An 18,395-nucleotide genomic window follows, 5' to 3' on the forward strand; every position below is an offset into this window, starting at 1 on the left:
AAATCATGCCAAAGCCAAAGGGCAAAAAACATCATTTTTCTATTTGACGCACATTTGCTTGGTGCAATTGCTGTTGAATTGCCCAATCAATATGTACATTTACAATCTCATCGTGCCATGTTTTTGCTTCTTGCAATTTGGCTATGATTTCAGATGAGTATGGCGCATTTCCTAGACCGATTGCAATATTGCGCTTAAAGGATTGATAGCCCGTACGACGGATTGGGCTACCTTCTGTATTGGCTAAAAATGTTGCCTCATCCCATTGCCATATTTCGAGCATACTAATGTCGTCTAAACTATGTCTTGGATCGAAGTCAGGGATTGATGCTGTTTGAGCAAAACCATTCCATGGGCAAATAAGCTGACAGTCATCACAGCCAAAAATACGGTTGCCAATGCCTTGCCGCAAGTCTTCGGGGATAATACCTTTATACTCAATGGTCAAATACGCAATACATTTTCTAGCATCCAGCATATAAGGCTCAACAATTGCTTGCGTTGGGCAGATGTCAATACAGGCAGTACATGAGCCACAATGTGCTGTTGCAGGTTCATCAAAGGGCAATTCTAAAGATGTAAAGAGTTCGCCTAAGACAAAAAAAGAACCTGATTTTTTGTGGATTAATAATGTATGTTTTCCAGTCCACCCCATGCCGGCACTCTCAGCTAAAGACTTTTCAAAAATTGGGGCTGAGTCTGCAAAAGGACGTGATTCAAAATCTCCCACTTTTTCTTTAATGCGAGTGGCTAAGGTTTTAAGTCGCCCACGCATAACCTTGTGATAGTCACGTCCACGGGCATAGCGTGCAATAATGGCTGAATTTGGTTCAAGTGGTACATAACGAGGCTTAGGCGATGCCACAAGATAGTTCATTCGCACACAAATAATGCTTTTTGTTCCTGGGACGAGTAAGGTTGGGTCTGCACGTTTTTCTAAGTTTTCTTCTAAATAGTGCATGTCAGCATGATAGCCACGCTTTAAATATTCTTTGAAACGTGGCATTTGATCTTGAGCATCAGGTTTGGCAATGACACAATCAGAAAAGCCCAAGTCTAAAGCCTGTGCTTTTATCCATGCTTTAAGTTTTTGAGGATCAAACTGTTGTAGCTCAATCTTTTGAGACAGTTTTTGAGACGATGCGGTGGAAGCCATAAACCAATAATAGGGGAATAAACATGCAACGCCCAGTTTACCATAGCCAAAGTATTCAAGCATGGGAGCGACGTTGGTTTGCTCAGCAAAATTCTTCACTTGGTCTTATGCAACAAGCTGCTTGGGCAATTACACAGCAACTTCATAATCAATTTCTAAAAAATAATATCCAAAAGGTTGCGATTTGGTGTGGTCAAGGCAATAACGCGGGTGATGGTTATTATATTGCTGCTTTTCTGAAGCAACAAGGTTTCAGCGTTACTGTATTTTCTTCTGAGTTTGGTCATTCTGTTGATCTAAAGCAAGCTTATATATATGCACAATCCCAACAGGTGGAAATTGAAACCATTGATTACTTATTAGCTGAAGAAAACGTTCATTCAAATCTACCAGTCTTTGATTGTCATATAGATGCTTTATTTGGTATTGGCCTAAACCGAGCACTAGATTCAAGGTGGCAAAATATTATTCAACTGTTTAATGCACAAACAGGCTTAAAAATTTCAATTGATATCCCAAGCGGACTACATGCTAATACTGGACAGGCGTTACCGTGTGCCATTCAAGCTGACCAGACTTTTACGATTCTTGGTTATAAAGCTGGACTGTTCACGGGTCAAGGCAAGGAGTTTGTAGGGAAGCTTCATTTAGTTAGCCTAATTCCAACTGACGAAGAATTAAAGCCAGTGGCTTATTTATCATCAGAAAAAATCACTTTACCTAAACGCAAAGCCTTCGGCCATAAAGGCAGTTATGGACATGTCTTGGTGGTGGGAGGGCATGCAGATATGGGGGGAGCAGTCATCATGTCTGCTGAAGCTGCTTTTTATGCAGGTGCAGGAAAAGTCAGTGTGGTGTGTGATGCCAAACATCATCAAGCGATCTTATCGCGTTCACCAAATATTATGGTTCGAGACATAAATGCTTTAAATCAAAATGATATTCAACAATTATGTCATCACGTGGATGCAGTCTGTTTTGGTATGGGGTTGGGACGAGATGATTGGGCTGAAAATATCTATAAACAATGGTTGGATTCGCTCAATCAAAATATGCAATTAGAAGTTGTGCTTGACGCTGATGGACTTTGGTTTCTAGCCAAGCATCCACAACATTTAAAAGAACATATTTACGCAACACCGCATTCAGGCGAAGCGGCGACATTATTGGGCTGTACTGCCGCTGAAATTGAACAAGATCGCATTGCAGCCATTCATCAATTACAACAAAAATATGCAGGACAATGGGTGTTGAAAGGCGCAGGTAGCTTGATTTTAGAAGATGATCTATTTATCTGTACCCAAGGTAATGCAGGTATGGGCACAGGAGGGATGGGTGATGTCTTGGCAGGGATGATTGCCAGTTTAAAAGCACAATTTCATCAGCATGTTAAGTTGCATGAAATCGTTAGCTTACATGCACAAGCAGGTGATCTTTTAGCTGAAAGCGGTATCCGTGGTTTACAAGCACATGAAATGGGAAAAATGATTTATAAAGTTGTGAATGATTAACGACGTCTACTACTTGAACGACTTCGTCCACGTGCCATACCACCTAAAGCATTCAGCACTGCCAGTTTAGTCATACTACCTGAGGCATGTGCATGACAAATCGCAGCAGCAAGTGCATCAGCTGCGTCAGATTGAGGCTGAATGCTTAAATTAAGTAGGCGCATCACCATCATTTGCACTTGCTCTTTTTCCGCAGCCCCATAGCCGACAACCGATTGCTTGATTTGGCGTGCAGTATATTCGGCAACTTGTAAATCTAAATTGACCAATGCTGCAATCGCTGCGCCACGTGCTTGACCAAGCTTTAAAGCTGAATCAGGGTTTTGTGCCATAAATACTTGTTCTACAGCAGCTTCTGTCGGTCCGTGAAATTTAACAATACGCTCTACACCTGCAAAAATACGTTTTAAACGCTCAGGCATTTCCTGCGTTTCAGTACGAATGGTTCCCGCATCGACAAAACGTAATTTGTTACCATCTTTTTCGATAATTCCGTAACCTGTTAAACGAGAACCAGGATCAATACCAATAATGAGTGACATGCAGCACTATAAAACAATAAAAGATGATTGATATTGTTACATAATGCGCTTTTAGCTGCATGATAATTTTGTAGTATTTTGAATTATAAGGATATAGTTGTTTTATTGAACAAAGCATCTATTTTTTTAGTCAAGACGTTGAGTTTTGTATTTATTGGAAATTTGCTTGCTGAGATGATTAAAATTAAGTTTTATCTCGTATTTGTATTAAATATGAGCGTTAATTTAAAAATTAAGTGATTTTTATAAATAAAGTTTGCATTGTCAGGTGTAGGGGCGTATAAAGCTAATTCGCTGATGCGGGGTGGAGCAGTCTGGTAGCTCGTCGGGCTCATAACCCGAAGGTCGTTGGTTCAAATCCGACCCCCGCTTCCAAATTAATATTGCTCTGTGATGTGTAAAAGTTGTTGTTTATTATTGATTAAGCAGTAGCTGAGTTAGCTTAAATAACCTTAAATAAAGCTAAAAATTATTAAATTCTAGTTATGTAGTCTTTTCCCTCATCTAGCATTGTAGTAAATTAGATCGATCACTTGAGCTCAGTAATGAGTATTTAAGTTTTGAATATTATTAGTGAATGGCATGTAGCCACTGCCATAAATGGCAATGAAATTAGTGTGCAAATTATCCCACTTAAACGCCAGCAAAGTACGATGGATGGTTTTAAATGGGTAGAAGTAGGTAAAAAGATACTTTTGCAGTCTGGTCAAGAAATTGAATTCAACCAAGATGGAAAAAGTTTCTATACTTCGGTCAATCAGCTATATCGTTTGACTTAAAATTTGGTATGCTTGTAGTATCTATTTAAGTAAAATAGATAGAGTTAAAATTAGAAGCGGTTTTGTTTCTAATTTGGCTTTTTTTTTAAACAAAAGATTTTAAAGGTTTAGGTTTTATGTCTGAAACTGTTAACGGAACTGTAAAGTGGTTCAACGAAACTAAAGGTTTTGGTTTTATTCAAGCTGACTCTGGGCAAGACGTTTTTGCTCATTTTAGCGAAATCCAAAGCAGCGGTTTTAAAGTTTTACACGAAGGTCAACGCGTTAAGTTTGAGCTTGGTCAAGGTAAAAAAGGACCACAAGCTACAAACATTACCGTTATCTAACAGAAATCATTCGGTAAAAAAGAAGCTCACACAAGTGGGCTTTTTTATTTTTTAAGAATAGATTTGGCATGTTGGGGCGCTAAACTAAAATTATGACGCTAGCTGATAGAGCTTCAGGTGTTTATCACACAATTAACTCGATTTAGCATCATCTTAGAAAGATGTGTGAAGATTTTTGTGGATATAGTCATTAGAAAAAGTAAAATAGCCACAATGAGCTTTTATTTAAATATTTGAAAATAATATAAAAAAATATTTGTTTTTATAACGCAAAGTTTTTTTGGTTTAAAGTACTAATCGCCGCGGTCAAATTTCGATATGTTGCTAGATACGTATTGCATCGAAAAAGTAAAGTGGTGTATAGTTAAAAACAACTAGAAGAATAATACTGTTGATTCAGCAAATCTTTTCATTTCGTAGTTTAACCAAACCTTTCGTTTTATCAGATTTAGTTTCATAGTTTATTATTTCAAGTTAATTGCGATTAAGCATCTTAAGTTTTTTTGAAAAAATAGGTTAAATATATGTCTAATACTGTGACTGGTACGGTTAAGTGGTTCAACGAAACTAAAGGTTTCGGATTTATTCATGCTGACTCTGGACAAGATGTTTTTGCTCATTTTAGCGAAATCCAAAGCGACGGTTTTAAAGTTCTACACGAAGGCCAACGCGTGTCATTTACCATTGCTGATGGTAAAAAAGGCCCTCAAGCAACAGGTATTACGGTAGTTTCTTAAAACGAATCGTATGACTTGAAAAAAAGCTCACTTTTGTGAGCTTTTTTGTATCTGTTTTTTCGAATTGGGGTGGTTAATGAGTTTGGAAGACAATAATTGGTTTTCAAGTTACTATGCAAAAGTTGAAACCTTTTGGGCGAGTGTGAGTATTGCTGATGAAAATAAAGTAGCATATTTGCTTAATAGATTTCAGGAAGCTGTTCAGCAGAATGACGAGGACACAGTTGAGCTTCTAGTAGATGTGGCATTTCAGATAGAAAACCAAGAGATTATGATTGAGGTATTAAATCGCTTGTTATTGCTTGATGGGCATTATCAACACCAAATGATTACGAAGACTTTGCAAGATATTGGGCACCCATCTAGCGTAGAGTTTATAGCTCAGGTGCTTGAGTTGGATTTTAAAAGGTTTGCTTATACTGCTTCTGAGGATGGAGTAATAGCAAAATGGTTTAGTCATGCCTTAGCGGATATTGGTACAGTAGAAGCAACTGCTTTATTAAAACGATATGCACAAAGTGAAAATCAAGAGATAGCAACAGAAATGCAATACCGCTTAAGACGCATTGAGGAATATAAAACTTCTCCTCCTAAAGTTGTGAAATCTAAAACCAGTGTATTTAAAAATATTATAGAAGCACTTAAAAAATTATAAGAACAGCTCATAAAGTCGCTTTCTGTTTCAAATCATAGACATAAAATATTAATTTTTTTGTTATCTTATTTTTTTTGCAAGAAAACAAACATATGAAAAACTTTTTATTTTTAGGTTTAATCCTGACCTCGCTGGCAGCTTGTTCTTCAACACCAAATCAAGAACTTACGCCACCAAAAATTGGTATGGCAAATCCTGCAAGCAAATTCTGTATTGATCAGGGCGGTCAGTTAGAAATTCGAAATGAGGCAAATGGTCAGGTTGGTTACTGTAAGTTACCGAATGGTCAAGTTGTAGAGGAATGGGAGCTGTTCCGTTCGAGTCAACCTAAGTGTTTAGCAGATGAAGCACAGAAACTCATTGGCCAATCTGGGTTGAGCGAAGACCAAATCAAACAAAAAACAAAATCTGAAATCGTGCGTAGTATTGGTCCGAATCAGCCTGTAACGATGGATTATCGTGAAAACCGAGTGACGGTCACAGTTGATCCAAAATCTAAAAAGATTACTAATGCTACCTGTGGTTAATTATTAAAAGAAACTATAGCGCTCAATTAAACTGGCTTTAATTGAGTGCTTTTTTATATAACTTGCTCTCTCAAGCCTTGATAATTCAAAAAATGCACCCATCATTTTATTTAGCATGATTTTTTATTTGCTGTGTAAGCTTTACTTTTATACACTCTGTGCTGCACATTTTTTCAATTTTTCTGAGATAGACGAAGCTTTGACATGAATCTACTTCTTATCGTGGTATTTGGCACAATTGCTGAAGTTTTAGTATGGATCGGCGTGGGCGACCTTGTAGGGAGTATGTGGTACGTATTCTTTTGGTTCATCTTCGCATTCTTTATTGGTCTAAATCTTGTTCGTTCAAGTACATCAAGTATCATGCCGCAATTGCAGCAGATGCAAATGACTGGGCAGCTTGGTGGTGATCCAGCCGTAACTAAAAAACTGGCACTTGTGATGTCTGGTTTTCTATTGATGATTCCAGGTTTAATTTCGGACGTGCTTGCAATCCTCGTATTGATCCCTGCTGTTCAAACTGCGCTTCGTAATGCCTTGATGAAAACGATGGCAAAACGTCAACAAGCGATGATGGAACAAATGATGGGTGGTATGGGCGGCGGTGCTGCTGGACAAAATCCTTTCGCTGATATGATGCGTCAAATGCAAGAGATGCAGAATCAGCAACAGGGTGGTGGTCAGTATCGTGATTCTACGATCATCGATGGTGAAGCACGTGAAGTAGAGCCAAATCAGAAGAAAATAGAGTTTAAAGATGTAAATTAATCATAGCAGAATGAACTAAAAACACGCTTCTTTAAAGCGTGTTTTTTTATGCATCTTGTTCAGATGTCTGATCAGGTTTTTGGTCAACTTGGGTTTGCTTATCTTTCTCTTTATTTGGTGGTTGATATTCGCTCGGCGGGAGTATCGTTATCTCATTTTCTGAGTTTTTATATTTGCGGCTACGGTTAGCTCGTTCACGAAATCCACCTTTATTAATCAATTGGGTCATGATGATATTTCTGAGATTGTTAAAACACTATTCTAACAAATTATATAAAAGTTCGTAATTAGCGTGTTATTAACGTGACTGGGGTGTTCTTAGAAATGTATTAAGCTGTCATAAAGTTGTGTTACTTTTAAAGTATTGGTTCGAAAACAAGATTGTATTCTGATTTTTTTTCTCATAGGATAAAAGTATGACGGTTTGATCGTTGTGCTAAGAAAATAAAAAAGAATAAATGGAGGAGTGAATGATGTTATCTCAATATCATTGTGCATGTTGCGACAAGGTTGTTGCATCAACAGATAAATCGTGCCCTTATTGTGGCTCTCAACATATTCGCAGCCCTTATGGTTTATGGATGTTGTGCGTTGCAGCTTGTTTTGTGGTTGTGGTGATCGTCAAAGTTGTACATATTTATTTACAGCAACATCATGAAGATCAAGCAATGCAAAAAAATTCATTGTTTGAAATATTTAAGCACGAGAGTGTAAATCCTAAAAATAGATAGAAATTTGCTGTGGAATTAAAAAAGCTCACAGTGTTGTCACTGTGAGCTTTGGGTATGAAATCGGATTGTAGCGGAGGGATTATAATCCAGCAGCATCCTTCAAGATCTCAACCTTATCTGTTTTTTCCCAAGTAAATGCAGTATCCGAACCTTCGCGACCAAAGTGTCCGTAAGCGGCAGTCTGCTTGTACATCGGTTGAATCAAATTCAACATACGTGTAATGCCATATGGGCGTAGGTCAAAGTGTTCTCGAACAAGTTGAATAATCAACTCTTCGGATACTTTGGCTGTATTAAATGTATTGATCGAAATTGAAGTTGGCTCAGCAACACCAATTGCGTAGCTGACTTGAATTTCACATTTGTCCGCTAAACCTGCAGCAACAATATTTTTAGCGACATAACGACCTGCATAAGCAGCAGAGCGGTCTACTTTAGATGGATCTTTACCTGAGAAAGCACCACCGCCGTGACGAGCCATACCACCGTAGGTATCTACAATGATTTTACGACCTGTTAAACCACAGTCACCAACTGGACCACCAATCACAAACATACCTGTTGGATTGATGTGGAATTTAGTACCTGCATGGAACATTTCAGCAGGAATGATCGGTTTGACGATTTCTTCAATTACAGCTTCTTTGAGTTGAATTTGAGAAATCTCAGGATCATGCTGGGTCGATAATACAACTGCATCTAAGCGAACTGGCATGCCATTTTCATAGGCAAACGTTACTTGGCTTTTTGCATCTGGACGTAACCAAGGCAAAGCACCTGAACGACGTAACTCAGCTTGGCGTTCCATTAAGCGGTGCGCATAAGAAATAGGGGCAGGCATAAGCACATCAGTTTCACGGCTGGCGTAACCAAACATTAAACCTTGGTCGCCTGCACCTTGATCTTCTGGTTTTTGGCGGTCAACACCTTGCGCAATTTCAGGTGATTGCTTGCCGATCATATTGATGACCGCACAAGTTGATCCATCAAAACCTAAATCAGAGTGATGATAGCCAATACTATTTACGGTTTGACGTACAATCGCTTCAAAGTCGACATTGGCTGTCGTTGTGATTTCACCAGCAAGAACAACGACACCTGTTTTTACTAATGTTTCACAAGCGACACGCGCATACGGGTCTTCTTTGATGATTGCATCTAAAATCGCATCACTAATTTGGTCAGCCATTTTGTCTGGATGACCTTCGCTTACAGATTCTGAAGTAAAAACAGCATACTCGCGCATGAACGTCCTATCACTGGTATTTTCAAAAAGACAGAGTATGTTACATCGACTTAGCTTATAGGACTAGCACAAGCTGACTAAAAAGCATGAATTTATTTCATTTTCACCGTGTTTTTATTGATATATGTATCAACAAAACTAATATACGAGCTTCCTTCGCTCTAGAATTTCGGTTGGACTATTCTTTCATTTTGAACATGATGGTTTTATTTTCTGCTTAAGGCATGAACATTTGTACTTATAATCCGAGATGAACGAATGAAAAATAAGAAATATCGTGTATTAGGCTTTACCCCATGTCGTTTTTTTAAGACAATAGTCACATCTTTTGAAAGGTGATTTCTCATCTTCTCTCATCTAATTGATTTAATCGGATTCTGACTTATGACAACCCCTTTAAATGAACGTCGTATTGCAAATGCAATTCGTGTCTTGGCTATGGATGCTGTGCAACAAGCAAACTCAGGGCATCCTGGTGCTCCAATGGGGATGGCAGATATCGCTGATGTAGTTTGGCGTGAATTTTTGAATCATAATCCAACAAACCCACAATGGGCGAACCGCGACCGCTTTGTATTGTCAAATGGTCATGGCTCTATGTTGCAATATGCTTTATTGCATTTGACTGGTTATGAATTATCAATTGAAGATTTAAAACAATTCCGTCAATTACACTCTAAAACACCAGGCCATCCAGAATTGGGTTATGCACCTGGAATCGAAACAACAACTGGCCCATTAGGTCAGGGTATTGCGAACGCTGTTGGTTTCGCCTTAGCAGAAAGAACGCTAGCTGCACAGTTCAACAAAGACGACTTAAATGTTGTTGATCATTTCACTTATTGTTTCCTAGGTGATGGTTGCTTGATGGAAGGTATTTCCCATGAAGTATGTTCACTTGCAGGTACTTTAGGTTTAGGCAAACTTGTTGTTTACTATGATGACAACGGTATCTCGATTGATGGTGAAGTTGAGGGTTGGTTCAGTGATGACACAGAACAACGTTTTAATGCATATGGCTGGCAAGTACTTCGTGTAGACGGTCATGATGCTGCTGCGATTCGTCAAGCGACGATTGACGCAAAAGCTGAAACAAATAAACCAACCATTATTATTTGTAAAACAATTATTGGTTTAGGCTCGCCAAATAAACAAGGCAAAGAAGATTGCCACGGTGCGCCACTTGGCAAAGACGAAATCGTTTTAACGCGTGAAGCTTTAGGCTGGAAAGAAGACGCATTTGTAATCCCAGAAGATGTGTATGCAGCTTGGGATGCAAAAGCCAAAGGTCAAAGCTCTGAAGCAGCTTGGAATAAATTGTTTGCCCAATACCAAGCAAAATATCCAACTGAAGCGGCTGAATTATTACGTCGTATCAATGGTGATTTACCTGCTGAATTTGCTGCACAAGCAGATGCATTTATTGCTGAAACCAATGCCAAAGCAGAAACCATTGCGACACGCAAAGCAAGCCAAAACACTTTACAAGCATTCGGTCCATTACTTCCTGAATTATTAGGTGGTTCTGCTGACTTAGCTGGTTCAAACTTAACACTTTGGAAAGGTTGCCAAGGCGTACAAGAAAACCCAGCGGGTAACTATGTGTACTATGGTGTACGTGAGTTTGGTATGACTGCCATCGCGAATGGTGTGGCTTTACATGGTGGTTTTGTTCCTTACGTTGCTACATTCTTGATGTTCATGGAATATGCACGTAATGCAGTACGTATGTCTGCATTGATGAAACAACGTGTGATTCATGTATATACGCATGACTCAATTGGTTTAGGTGAAGATGGTCCGACACATCAACCTGTAGAGCAAATCGCATCTTTGCGTGGTACACCAAATTTAAATACTTGGCGTCCATGTGACACCGTTGAAGCAGCGATTTCTTGGAAATCTGCGCTTGAGCGTAAAGATGGTCCGACAGCGTTAATTTTCTCTCGTCAAAACTTACCATTCCAAGCGCGTAATGAAGCTCAAATTCAAAATGCTGCTAAAGGTGGTTATGTGCTTGCTGAAGAAAAAGGTGAGTTAAAGGCAATCATCATCGCAACGGGTTCTGAAGTTTCATTGGCAATGGAAGCTTATGCACAACTTGAAGGTGTACGTGTCGTTTCTATGCCGTGTGCTGAAGAGTTTATGAAGCAAGATGCTGCTTACCGTGAAGCGGTACTACCTGCGCATATCCGCGCTCGTGTTGCTGTTGAAGCGACTCATGTCGACTACTGGTGGAAATTTGTTGGCTTAGACGGCAAAGTGATCGGTATGACCACTTATGGTGAATCTGCTCCAGCGAAAGACTTGTTCCAATTCTTTGGTATTACGACTGAAGTGGTTGTTGCTGCGGTTAAAGAACTGACTGCTTAATGATTTAAGTGGTATTAAAAAGCGCTCTGATGAAGAGCGCTTTTTTACGTAAATGTAAATTGAGTTTCTCAAATCAATGTTGATATATAATTAAAGCAATTATTAAATAATCTCTTAATTTTATAGGTTAATAACAATTATTATGACTTACATACCACCACATTTATTCTCAATGATTTGTAGAGTCGCTGCCAACCGTGCTTATTATTTTGAGTTTGATGACTGGCGTTTAAAACTTAGAAATGCTTTATTTGAGCAAAGTGCTATGGCTGAACTCAATATGGGTTTTGATACGGAAATTCTTTTCACAGAAGACCCAAAACAGAATTTATGTAAATATCAACTATTTAAATATACAGACTGTTTAATTCAGAGTTTGCAAGAAATCGAAAATTTATACAATTGGCGATTTTTTGGAATTGATTGTGTTAATGAATATGAAACACAATTTTTGAAGATAGCAAGCTTGGATATGGTTCATAATTTCGAAAAACCAGAATTTTTTCCTCAATATAAGACTAAAATTATAGAAATGATTAACATTCTTTTAGTCAATAAATATGGTTATGAGTTAAGAAGTGTTGATGAAAAATACATTAAGTTGGACCCGAAACAGGGGCTTTTCTACTGTCCAGATGACAAAAGTGAAGTGAATTGGTATGACTTAATTTATATGATTATAAGTCCAGAAGCAAAACAGATCATTCCTCAAAATATGTTGGAAGAATTTGAATGTCAGGAACTGAATTATCAATTCAATATTAATTTTTTATAAATATGGCTTTTATAATAAAAACCATATTTATATTACTCATCCAATACTTAATTCCGTCTGAATCGAAATATTAGAAGTCAGTAATTTATGAACAGGACAGCTTTCTGCAACTTTAAGGAGTCGCTTGTGCTGGTCTTCGGTAAATTCACCTGTTAATACGATTTTTCGTTCAATATTATTTTGACCTGCTTCAGGTTTGCCATTTGGATTTAAAGCCAAGTCGACTTGAACATGAGTAAGCACAATACCTTTATGTTTTGCATACATCTCTAACGTAATGGTTGTGCAAGCCCCTAAAGCAGAAAGCAAGATTTGAATTGGGTTTGGTGCAGTATCTTGACCGCCTTGATCTGCTGGTTCATCTGCATACCAGTGATGACCAGAGGAATCTGTTAGCGTGACACGGAAGGGCGTTGCGGTGCTTTGGGCTTGAACGGAGTGAGTCATACTTTACCTTGTTATCCACTTGATGATTTTAGCTGCGTTAATAAATTCTAGCTTGAAAAAAAATAAGAGCAACAATGCTCTTATTTTTAGCTCATTAAATCAATAGCGGACTTTGGCTAATAAATTGATATTATCATCTAAAAATTCGCCACTTAGGAAGTTGGCTTTACCACCATGTTGAATCACAATAGATAAAACATCATCTACAATATCATCAGTATTGGTGGTATCAGAATTAAGTTCAACACTTGAGGTTTCCTCCTCAATTGTTGCTGGTTGCACATAACCTTTACGGATAAAGATCTGATCAACACGACCTTCTTTGGCGGCACGATAAATCGAGGAGAGGTCTTCTATTAATAGATTTTGACTTTTCGCCTGACTTATTTCAGCTTGTGATGCTTGCTGAAGCGTTGTTCTATATAAGTTAACTTTATCCTGAGCATCATCAATCAATAGGCGAGCTTCGGATTCTAAATTGGTACTATTGGTCACAGTTGCAAAGATGGCACTTGGATTATCACAAACTTGCTCATAGAACGATACTGTTCGATCATCCCCAACCACAATAATAGGTAAAGGATTTTGCTTGTAAACTTCTTGAACACTTTTATCGATACGGTTTAAAAATTCTTTTATATAATTTTCCTCTTTTGTAGCATTTGAGCGGTCATCAGAGTTGGTTGTATAAAGATGTGTGTTTTCAATTGGAAAATTTAAACCTTGTAATTCATCTTCTTGATTAAGCTCTCGTACTAATTGGTCATTGAATACTTCCAATAAACGTCCTTGGTTTCTTGAAACGACCACTAAATAATAGTGAACAGAATTGTTTAGTTCCCGAAGGATATCTCGCGTTGCAAAATGCTGATCGAGGATAATTCTTGGCTTAACTTTAAAAGGGAAATTTAGAATTTGTGTATCTTCAGCAGTTGCGAAAATAGCCAAAGTATCCAAGTTGTAGTTATGGTTGTGATCGGCAAGTTTTTGCTCGATTTGTTGCACCAGTGTTTGCGCTTCACGTTTGTCATAATTTTCAGATAATCGTGTCTCCAACTCTTTCATTGCATTCTTTAAAGCAATAGCGTCTTGTTGATTGTCAGGAAAAGTTCGATGGGTTGGAACAAAAATGCTGATAGCAGGATTGGCTTGCGTTATGTTTAATTGATCAAATATTTGTTGTAAATTCATGCTACTTCCTCCAAATAAAAATATAAATTTTTTTAAAGTTGATTATTTTTTATAACATTGTTTGCTAAGTACAAAGGTTAAAAATTGATAAGTTTTGTACAGGCTAAATTTAATCTAGTTGTCATTAAGATGCGTTCTAAGTGATCGCGTTATTTTATTATGGTACTTCGTTGCAAAAACAAAACACTGTGTCATAAATCCCCACACTCTATTGTTGTCGTTTTCTAATACAATTTACTAAATTTAAAAATGAATTGAGGAATACATGAAAAACTTAAAGGCTTTATCATTCGGTGTATGTTTGGTGCTAGGTTCAACATTGGCTCAAGCAAAAGTTGTTGACTATAAAATTGATCCAACACATACAGCTACTGTATTTAGCTGGAATCATTTTGGTTTTTCTACACCAAGCGCTAACTTTACTGACATTCAAGGTGTTATTAAAGTAGATGAAGCAAAACCAGCAAATTCTTCAGTAAATGTGACCATTCCTGTAAGTAGTGTAAATTCAAATGTTGTTGCGCTTGATAAAGAGTTTCAAGAAGAGGCTTGGTTCAATGCTGCAAAATATCCAAACATTACTTTCAAAAGTACCAAAGTGGAAACAAAAGACAAAAAGCACTTTAAAATCACAGGTGATTTAACCGTGAAGGGTGTAACTAAACCCGTTGTGTTGGATGCAGTATTGAATAAACAAGGTGAGCATCCAATGGCAAAAGTTCCAGCAATTGGTTTCAATGCAACAACTTCATTTGATCGTTCTGCTTTTGGTATTGGAAGTTATGTACCGAATGTTGGTGATAAGATCACTGTAAATATTACCACTGAAGCGACTGCTGCGAAGTAATATTTTTTAATTATTCAAGATGTTAAAAAACTCACGATGCAACCATCGTGAGTTTTTTTTAAGTAGATATGCTGCTTGCACGTCTAATTATTTCTTTGACTGTTTTTCTTTTAACAATAAATAAGCAGGTGTCGATTTCTTTGCTTGTCGACGCAGCATCATTTTGATGTACAACACAATCGCAAAACAGGCTGTTGCGACCGTGAGCATCAGGCTATTCATATAGCTCATCATTGAACTGACATAACCAATGGTCGCAAGACGCCGTTGCATGCGTTCAACTTGCGTGCTTGATTCAATTCCTGTGATAGCCCATGTACATAAATGTTCACAGTTGTTAATAATTAGATGATAGTGATTTTCATGCATGCGTGAACGCATACGACGTACCACAGCTTTGGCTTTATAGCGGGGGGTAGGATAGTTTCGTATATAAATGACTTTATTCCGCGCGAAACGTTGTAATGAGGTCATTTCAATCGGATGCTTTTTAAAAATATGGGCAAAACCTGAATAATGAATGACTCGTCCGCGACCTGCATAAATCCCATGATGACTGTACCCAAAGTGTTTAACAATGAGATGTGCACCGAGCGGATAATGTGGATGTTTTTGCTGCATACTGATACGAGGTTTTTGCATTTACGCAACTATTCTAATCAAAAAAGGTGGAGCAATCGAGTATATTTATGCACAGATGTAGCAGAATATGTGTCGAGGTTGTCTCCACTTTTTTAACGCGATATGTAGTGCTATAAATATAAGCTCTGATCGATAACAATATGTGGAATTTGATGAAAAAATGGCTTCTGACAGGACTGCTCTTTTTCCTTGTGCCCATGGCACATGCAATGCAGTATCAAACGATCGATACGGATCATGTGACTTATGATGTAATCAAAGTAACGGATCTCAGTCAATTGGAGCTTTATTTAAAAAATCCTCAAACGAATCGTTATTATCAAAAATTTTCAAACATTCACCAAGAGTTGCCTAAATGCGCGCAGCTTAAATTCGCCATGAATGCGGGGATGTACCACGCTGACTTTCAGCCAGTGGGGCTTTATGTAGAACAAGGACAACAGCTTTCAAAGCTCAATCAAGCGAATGGCGTTGGTAATTTCTTTATGCAACCGAATGGTGTATTGGCTTGGAATCATCAGCAAGCCACAATCAAAACCACACAAGACTATAAACAACAAGGATTTAAAGCTTTGTATGCAACACAGTCAGGACCAATGTTGATTTATAATGGAGAAATCAATCGCAGATTTTTAATCGATTCTAATTCTTTAAAGATTAGAAATGGTGTCGGCGTTAAAAATAATCAGTTGTATTTTGTGATTTCTCGGCAGCGAGTTAGTTTTTATCAATTTGCGCAATTTTTTAAACAACAATTAAAAATAGATCATGCTTTGTATTTGGATGGTTCAATTTCCAGTCTATATTCAGTATCAACCAAACAGCATGATAAAGCGTTTAATTTGGGACCGATTGTAGCGGAAGTGGATCGTAGTGCGTGTAAATAAATCCCTAGTCTCTTTTCTGCAAAGAGACTAGGGTGAGACTTTTATTGAATTGGGGGATTGATCATTTCAAGAAGTTCTTTACGCGTATAACCTCGAGAAATGAGCACTTTTTTGATGCCTTTAATAACATCTTCATCAGTGGCTTTTACTAAAGCATTGAGTAGTTGTTCATCCGATTTACGTGAACAATCATTCTCGACGCAAGCGGTTTGATTTTTGTGTTCATTATACTGTTGTTCAGCAGAGAACAGTTTTTCCCAAAAACTCATAGAGCCTTTCTTATCGAAACTAACATAGATCGAAATATAACCAATCTAAAATAAAATACAAGCCTAAAGCAGTGATAAAAGCAGCAGTTAGACTCAAATTTTTCCGATGGATATGGGTGAGATCAACGAAATTATGACAGCTTAATGACTTGATCTTTATGGAAAACTGCATTTTGTTTTAAAATTCAATTAAAAAATAAGGAGTTATTAGACTCCTTATTTTGTGGTGTTACATAGAAATAATTTGTTTAAATTTTTTCGAGTAAAACACCTGACTCAACATGGTGAGTGAAAGGGAATTGATCGAACATCGCAAACTTGGTTATTTGATGTGTTTGGGCCAAGATTTTTAAATTGTCGTGTAAGGTATCGGGGTTACAAGAGATATAAATAATACGTTCGAAACCTTGTAGTAATTTAAGGGTTTCATCATCAATCCCTGCACGTGGTGGGTCAACGAAAACGGTATCAAAATCATAGCTTTGAATATCAATATTCGCTTCTTGTAAACGTCTAAATTCACGTTCGCCTTGATAGGCTTGGGTAAATTCTTCAGCGGATAAACGTGCGACTTGAATATTTTCAATATGGTTTTGTTCAATATTCCACTGCGCTGCATAAACAGAAGATTTAGCAAGTTCTGTCGCGAGGACGCGATTAAATTTTAATGATAGTGGTAGAGTAAAGTTACCATTGCCACAGTACAATTCTAAAAGGTCTTTTTGAGCACCTTCCGCAGCGTTACACGCCCACTCAAGCATATGTTGGCAAACTTGAGCATTTGGTTGAGTAAAGCTACTTTCAATTTGTTTATATTTAAACGTTCGTCCATGTATGTTGAGTTGTTCAACGACATAGTCATCACCAATAATGACTTTTTGACCGCGACTACGACCCATAATTTTAATATTGAGCTTTTCAGCTAAAGCTTTCGCAGCAATTTCCCAATCTGCATCTAATTTACGATGATAAATCAGCGTCACCAACATTTCTCCACTCAATGTTGAAAGAAAGTCAGCTTCAAAAATACGTTGAGATAAAATTGGGGTTGCTTTTAATTCTTGTAGTAATCGTGGCATGAGTTCGTTGATACTACGATCTGCAATCGGGAAATCATTGACACGAATCACGTCTTTTTGTTTACCATCTTCAGCACGTTCAAACATGGCATAGAACAAATCGTCTTCTGTATGCCAAAGGCGAAACTCGGCACGCATACGAAAGTGTTGTTCAGGTGATTGAAATACTTCTAAAGTAGGTGAATTGAACGAAGCAAATTGTGTGGTGATTCGTTCAACTTTCTCTTGAAGTTGCTGTTGATAAGATACGGTCATAACTAGCAAAAATACAAAACAAATTTAGCTGTGAATGGTATCAAAATTTTATGGATTGACCTAGCTATGATTGAGTATATAAAAATCGAAATACCTAGAGATGAAGACCACTATAATGCGTTGGCTGGGTAATATATTTTTTGAAATAAGGTTAATGAAGTTAGGTTTGATTTATGAGTAATGCGAAAATTATTGTAGATTATCTTGATAAAAATGGTTCTTTATCAAGAGAAATAGTTTGGGGGAAGAAGTTTGAAAATGATAAATATTATATACAAAACATCCCTTTTTTTGCTCCAAACATTTCATTTGATGATTTGATAGAAGTTAATAATGAAGAAGGTAGTTTATATTTTAATGACTTAGTAGAACCTTCCAACAACTCAACTTTGAGGATCATCTTTTTTGAAGATGATTCAAAGAGTATTTATGAGCTACTAAGAAAAATTGAATCTTATTTAGCTGAATGGGAGGGCTTAGAAAATAAACCTTATTACGCAATTAACGTACCTAAAAATGTTAACTATAAGGTGTTGAAAAACTTTCTGGATGAATATAAGGTTTTTTTTGACTATGAAGAGTCGTGCCTTTCAGAAAAACACCGTAATGATCTTCTATAAGTAATAAAAAACCCGAACCATGTAAACATGAT

At 37.4% G+C, this 18,395-nt stretch carries 22 protein-coding genes and 1 tRNA gene; 14 read left to right on the plus strand and 9 right to left on the minus strand.

From position 1 onward, the window contains the following. Nucleotides 1–31: 31 nt before the first annotated feature. Nucleotides 32–1,156, minus strand: coding sequence for a tRNA epoxyqueuosine(34) reductase QueG (queG, locus tag EAH57_RS05725; protein WP_121929217.1), 1,125 nt, complete (start codon nucleotides 1,154–1,156; stop codon nucleotides 32–34). Nucleotides 1,157–1,179: 23 nt separating this feature from the next. Here queG and EAH57_RS05730 point away from each other — a divergent pair, with 23 nt between their 5' ends. Further along, nucleotides 1,180–2,667, plus strand: coding sequence for an NAD(P)H-hydrate dehydratase (locus tag EAH57_RS05730; RefSeq protein WP_121929218.1), 1,488 nt, complete (start codon nucleotides 1,180–1,182; stop codon nucleotides 2,665–2,667). Here the strand turns inward: EAH57_RS05730 and ruvC are convergent. Further along, entirely contained in the window at nucleotides 2,664–3,209 is a 546-nt protein-coding gene (ruvC, locus tag EAH57_RS05735) for a crossover junction endodeoxyribonuclease RuvC (RefSeq protein ID WP_121929219.1), read from the minus strand. The genes EAH57_RS05730 and ruvC overlap by 4 nt on opposite strands. 298 nt (nucleotides 3,210–3,507) lie before the next feature. Between ruvC and EAH57_RS05740 the strand changes: the two genes are divergently transcribed. The 7 genes from EAH57_RS05740 to EAH57_RS05770 all read left to right on the plus strand — a co-directional run bounded on the left by EAH57_RS05740 (nucleotide 3,508) and on the right by EAH57_RS05770 (nucleotide 7,001). Beyond that, a tRNA-Met gene (locus EAH57_RS05740) sits at nucleotides 3,508–3,584 on the plus strand. A 185-nt stretch (nucleotides 3,585–3,769) separates the two neighbouring features. Next, nucleotides 3,770–3,988, plus strand: a complete 219-nt coding sequence (locus EAH57_RS05745) for a hypothetical protein (RefSeq protein WP_005196681.1) — start codon at nucleotides 3,770–3,772, stop codon at nucleotides 3,986–3,988. Between the two features lie 116 nt (nucleotides 3,989–4,104). Beyond that, nucleotides 4,105–4,314, plus strand: coding sequence for a cold-shock protein (locus tag EAH57_RS05750; RefSeq protein ID WP_004670776.1), 210 nt, complete (start codon nucleotides 4,105–4,107; stop codon nucleotides 4,312–4,314). Between the two features lie 524 nt (nucleotides 4,315–4,838). Continuing rightward, a complete protein-coding gene (locus EAH57_RS05755; protein WP_004670777.1) occupies nucleotides 4,839–5,051 on the plus strand; it encodes a cold-shock protein in 213 nt (70 codons plus the stop codon). Between the two features lie 76 nt (nucleotides 5,052–5,127). After that, nucleotides 5,128–5,706, plus strand: coding sequence for a hypothetical protein (locus tag EAH57_RS05760; RefSeq protein WP_121929220.1), 579 nt, complete (start codon nucleotides 5,128–5,130; stop codon nucleotides 5,704–5,706). A 92-nt stretch (nucleotides 5,707–5,798) separates the two neighbouring features. Further along, nucleotides 5,799–6,233, plus strand: a complete 435-nt coding sequence (locus EAH57_RS05765) for an I78 family peptidase inhibitor (protein WP_121929221.1) — start codon at nucleotides 5,799–5,801, stop codon at nucleotides 6,231–6,233. Nucleotides 6,234–6,437: 204 nt separating this feature from the next. Further along, the gene (locus tag EAH57_RS05770; protein WP_121929222.1) at nucleotides 6,438–7,001 is read left to right on the plus strand and encodes an FxsA family protein; all 564 of its coding nucleotides are present in this window, start codon (nucleotides 6,438–6,440) and stop codon (nucleotides 6,999–7,001) included. Between the two features lie 46 nt (nucleotides 7,002–7,047). Here the strand turns inward: EAH57_RS05770 and EAH57_RS05775 are convergent, their stop codons facing one another. Beyond that, on the minus strand, nucleotides 7,048–7,230 hold the full coding sequence (locus tag EAH57_RS05775; RefSeq protein ID WP_004670783.1) for a hypothetical protein: 183 nt from the start codon (nucleotides 7,228–7,230) through the stop codon (nucleotides 7,048–7,050). A gap of 241 nt (nucleotides 7,231–7,471) precedes the next feature. Between EAH57_RS05775 and EAH57_RS05780 the strand changes: the two genes are divergently transcribed. Next, the gene (locus EAH57_RS05780; RefSeq protein ID WP_171407391.1) at nucleotides 7,472–7,732 is read left to right on the plus strand and encodes a hypothetical protein; all 261 of its coding nucleotides are present in this window, start codon (nucleotides 7,472–7,474) and stop codon (nucleotides 7,730–7,732) included. A 79-nt stretch (nucleotides 7,733–7,811) separates the two neighbouring features. Here the strand turns inward: EAH57_RS05780 and metK are convergent, their stop codons facing one another. Further along, the gene (gene metK / locus EAH57_RS05785) at nucleotides 7,812–8,978 is read right to left on the minus strand and encodes a methionine adenosyltransferase (RefSeq protein WP_004670787.1); all 1,167 of its coding nucleotides are present in this window, start codon (nucleotides 8,976–8,978) and stop codon (nucleotides 7,812–7,814) included. A 384-nt stretch (nucleotides 8,979–9,362) separates the two neighbouring features. On the opposite strand from metK, the gene tkt reads away from it, so the two are divergent. Together tkt and EAH57_RS05795 are read left to right on the plus strand one after the other, a co-directional pair. Further along, complete coding sequence (gene tkt, locus EAH57_RS05790) at nucleotides 9,363–11,351, plus strand: transketolase (protein ID WP_121929223.1); 1,989 nt, start codon at nucleotides 9,363–9,365, stop codon at nucleotides 11,349–11,351. 142 nt (nucleotides 11,352–11,493) lie between these two features. Continuing rightward, nucleotides 11,494–12,126, plus strand: coding sequence for a hypothetical protein (locus tag EAH57_RS05795; protein ID WP_121929224.1), 633 nt, complete (start codon nucleotides 11,494–11,496; stop codon nucleotides 12,124–12,126). Nucleotides 12,127–12,162: 36 nt separating this feature from the next. On the opposite strand, the gene EAH57_RS05800 is transcribed toward EAH57_RS05795, so the two are convergent. Continuing rightward, a complete protein-coding gene (locus EAH57_RS05800) occupies nucleotides 12,163–12,573 on the minus strand; it encodes an OsmC family protein (RefSeq protein WP_121929225.1) in 411 nt (136 codons plus the stop codon). A 99-nt stretch (nucleotides 12,574–12,672) separates the two neighbouring features. Next, nucleotides 12,673–13,764 carry a hypothetical protein gene (locus EAH57_RS05805; protein WP_121929226.1) on the minus strand — a complete coding sequence of 364 codons (1,092 nt, stop codon included), beginning with the start codon at nucleotides 13,762–13,764 and terminating at the stop codon, nucleotides 12,673–12,675. A 265-nt stretch (nucleotides 13,765–14,029) separates the two neighbouring features. Here EAH57_RS05805 and EAH57_RS05810 point away from each other — a divergent pair, with 265 nt between their 5' ends. Continuing rightward, nucleotides 14,030–14,611, plus strand: a complete 582-nt coding sequence (locus EAH57_RS05810) for a YceI family protein (RefSeq protein WP_004670804.1) — start codon at nucleotides 14,030–14,032, stop codon at nucleotides 14,609–14,611. Between the two features lie 87 nt (nucleotides 14,612–14,698). Here EAH57_RS05810 and EAH57_RS05815 read toward each other — a convergent pair whose 3' ends face one another. Beyond that, nucleotides 14,699–15,232 (minus strand): lecithin retinol acyltransferase family protein, encoded by a 534-nt coding sequence (locus EAH57_RS05815; RefSeq protein WP_121929427.1) that lies wholly within the window; start codon nucleotides 15,230–15,232, stop codon nucleotides 14,699–14,701. Nucleotides 15,233–15,405: 173 nt separating this feature from the next. On the opposite strand from EAH57_RS05815, the gene EAH57_RS05820 reads away from it, so the two are divergent. Beyond that, nucleotides 15,406–16,140 carry a phosphodiester glycosidase family protein gene (locus tag EAH57_RS05820; RefSeq protein ID WP_121929227.1) on the plus strand — a complete coding sequence of 245 codons (735 nt, stop codon included), beginning with the start codon at nucleotides 15,406–15,408 and terminating at the stop codon, nucleotides 16,138–16,140. A 41-nt stretch (nucleotides 16,141–16,181) separates the two neighbouring features. Here the strand turns inward: EAH57_RS05820 and EAH57_RS05825 are convergent, their stop codons facing one another. Then, the gene (locus EAH57_RS05825) at nucleotides 16,182–16,409 is read right to left on the minus strand and encodes a hypothetical protein (RefSeq protein ID WP_121929228.1); all 228 of its coding nucleotides are present in this window, start codon (nucleotides 16,407–16,409) and stop codon (nucleotides 16,182–16,184) included. Between the two features lie 248 nt (nucleotides 16,410–16,657). Then, complete coding sequence (gene trmA, locus EAH57_RS05830; protein ID WP_121929229.1) at nucleotides 16,658–17,743, minus strand: tRNA (uridine(54)-C5)-methyltransferase TrmA; 1,086 nt, start codon at nucleotides 17,741–17,743, stop codon at nucleotides 16,658–16,660. A gap of 173 nt (nucleotides 17,744–17,916) precedes the next feature. Here trmA and EAH57_RS05835 point away from each other — a divergent pair, with 173 nt between their 5' ends. Further along, nucleotides 17,917–18,363 (plus strand): DUF4265 domain-containing protein, encoded by a 447-nt coding sequence (locus tag EAH57_RS05835; protein ID WP_121929230.1) that lies wholly within the window; start codon nucleotides 17,917–17,919, stop codon nucleotides 18,361–18,363. The last annotated feature ends 32 nt before the right edge of the window (nucleotides 18,364–18,395 follow it).

The organism is Acinetobacter sp. 2JN-4 (assembly GCF_003687745.1).
GTDB classification, from domain to species: domain Bacteria; phylum Pseudomonadota; class Gammaproteobacteria; order Pseudomonadales; family Moraxellaceae; genus Acinetobacter; species Acinetobacter halotolerans.

What these genes read in the sequence shown, in the direction of transcription:
- EAH57_RS05755 (WP_004670777.1), top strand. Translation starts at nt 4,839, where the DNA reads ATGTCTAATACTGTGACTGGTACGGTTAAGTGGTTCAACGAAACTAAA.
- queG (WP_121929217.1), bottom strand. Translation starts at nt 1,156, where the DNA reads ATGGCTTCCACCGCATCGTCTCAAAAACTGTCTCAAAAGATTGAGCTA.
- EAH57_RS05750 (WP_004670776.1), top strand. Translation starts at nt 4,105, where the DNA reads ATGTCTGAAACTGTTAACGGAACTGTAAAGTGGTTCAACGAAACTAAA.
- ruvC (WP_121929219.1), bottom strand. Translation starts at nt 3,209, where the DNA reads ATGTCACTCATTATTGGTATTGATCCTGGTTCTCGTTTAACAGGTTAC.
- EAH57_RS05765 (WP_121929221.1), top strand. Translation starts at nt 5,799, where the DNA reads ATGAAAAACTTTTTATTTTTAGGTTTAATCCTGACCTCGCTGGCAGCT.
- EAH57_RS05815 (WP_121929427.1), bottom strand. Translation starts at nt 15,232, where the DNA reads ATGCAGCAAAAACATCCACATTATCCGCTCGGTGCACATCTCATTGTT.
- EAH57_RS05825 (WP_121929228.1), bottom strand. Translation starts at nt 16,409, where the DNA reads ATGAGTTTTTGGGAAAAACTGTTCTCTGCTGAACAACAGTATAATGAA.
- EAH57_RS05780 (WP_171407391.1), top strand. Translation starts at nt 7,472, where the DNA reads ATGATGTTATCTCAATATCATTGTGCATGTTGCGACAAGGTTGTTGCA.
- EAH57_RS05795 (WP_121929224.1), top strand. Translation starts at nt 11,494, where the DNA reads ATGACTTACATACCACCACATTTATTCTCAATGATTTGTAGAGTCGCT.
- EAH57_RS05810 (WP_004670804.1), top strand. Translation starts at nt 14,030, where the DNA reads ATGAAAAACTTAAAGGCTTTATCATTCGGTGTATGTTTGGTGCTAGGT.
- metK (WP_004670787.1), bottom strand. Translation starts at nt 8,978, where the DNA reads ATGCGCGAGTATGCTGTTTTTACTTCAGAATCTGTAAGCGAAGGTCAT.
- EAH57_RS05800 (WP_121929225.1), bottom strand. Translation starts at nt 12,573, where the DNA reads ATGACTCACTCCGTTCAAGCCCAAAGCACCGCAACGCCCTTCCGTGTC.
- EAH57_RS05775 (WP_004670783.1), bottom strand. Translation starts at nt 7,230, where the DNA reads ATGACCCAATTGATTAATAAAGGTGGATTTCGTGAACGAGCTAACCGT.
- EAH57_RS05730 (WP_121929218.1), top strand. Translation starts at nt 1,180, where the DNA reads ATGCAACGCCCAGTTTACCATAGCCAAAGTATTCAAGCATGGGAGCGA.
- trmA (WP_121929229.1), bottom strand. Translation starts at nt 17,743, where the DNA reads ATGACCGTATCTTATCAACAGCAACTTCAAGAGAAAGTTGAACGAATC.
- EAH57_RS05770 (WP_121929222.1), top strand. Translation starts at nt 6,438, where the DNA reads ATGAATCTACTTCTTATCGTGGTATTTGGCACAATTGCTGAAGTTTTA.
- EAH57_RS05805 (WP_121929226.1), bottom strand. Translation starts at nt 13,764, where the DNA reads ATGAATTTACAACAAATATTTGATCAATTAAACATAACGCAAGCCAAT.
- EAH57_RS05835 (WP_121929230.1), top strand. Translation starts at nt 17,917, where the DNA reads ATGAGTAATGCGAAAATTATTGTAGATTATCTTGATAAAAATGGTTCT.
- EAH57_RS05760 (WP_121929220.1), top strand. Translation starts at nt 5,128, where the DNA reads ATGAGTTTGGAAGACAATAATTGGTTTTCAAGTTACTATGCAAAAGTT.
- EAH57_RS05820 (WP_121929227.1), top strand. Translation starts at nt 15,406, where the DNA reads ATGAAAAAATGGCTTCTGACAGGACTGCTCTTTTTCCTTGTGCCCATG.
- tkt (WP_121929223.1), top strand. Translation starts at nt 9,363, where the DNA reads ATGACAACCCCTTTAAATGAACGTCGTATTGCAAATGCAATTCGTGTC.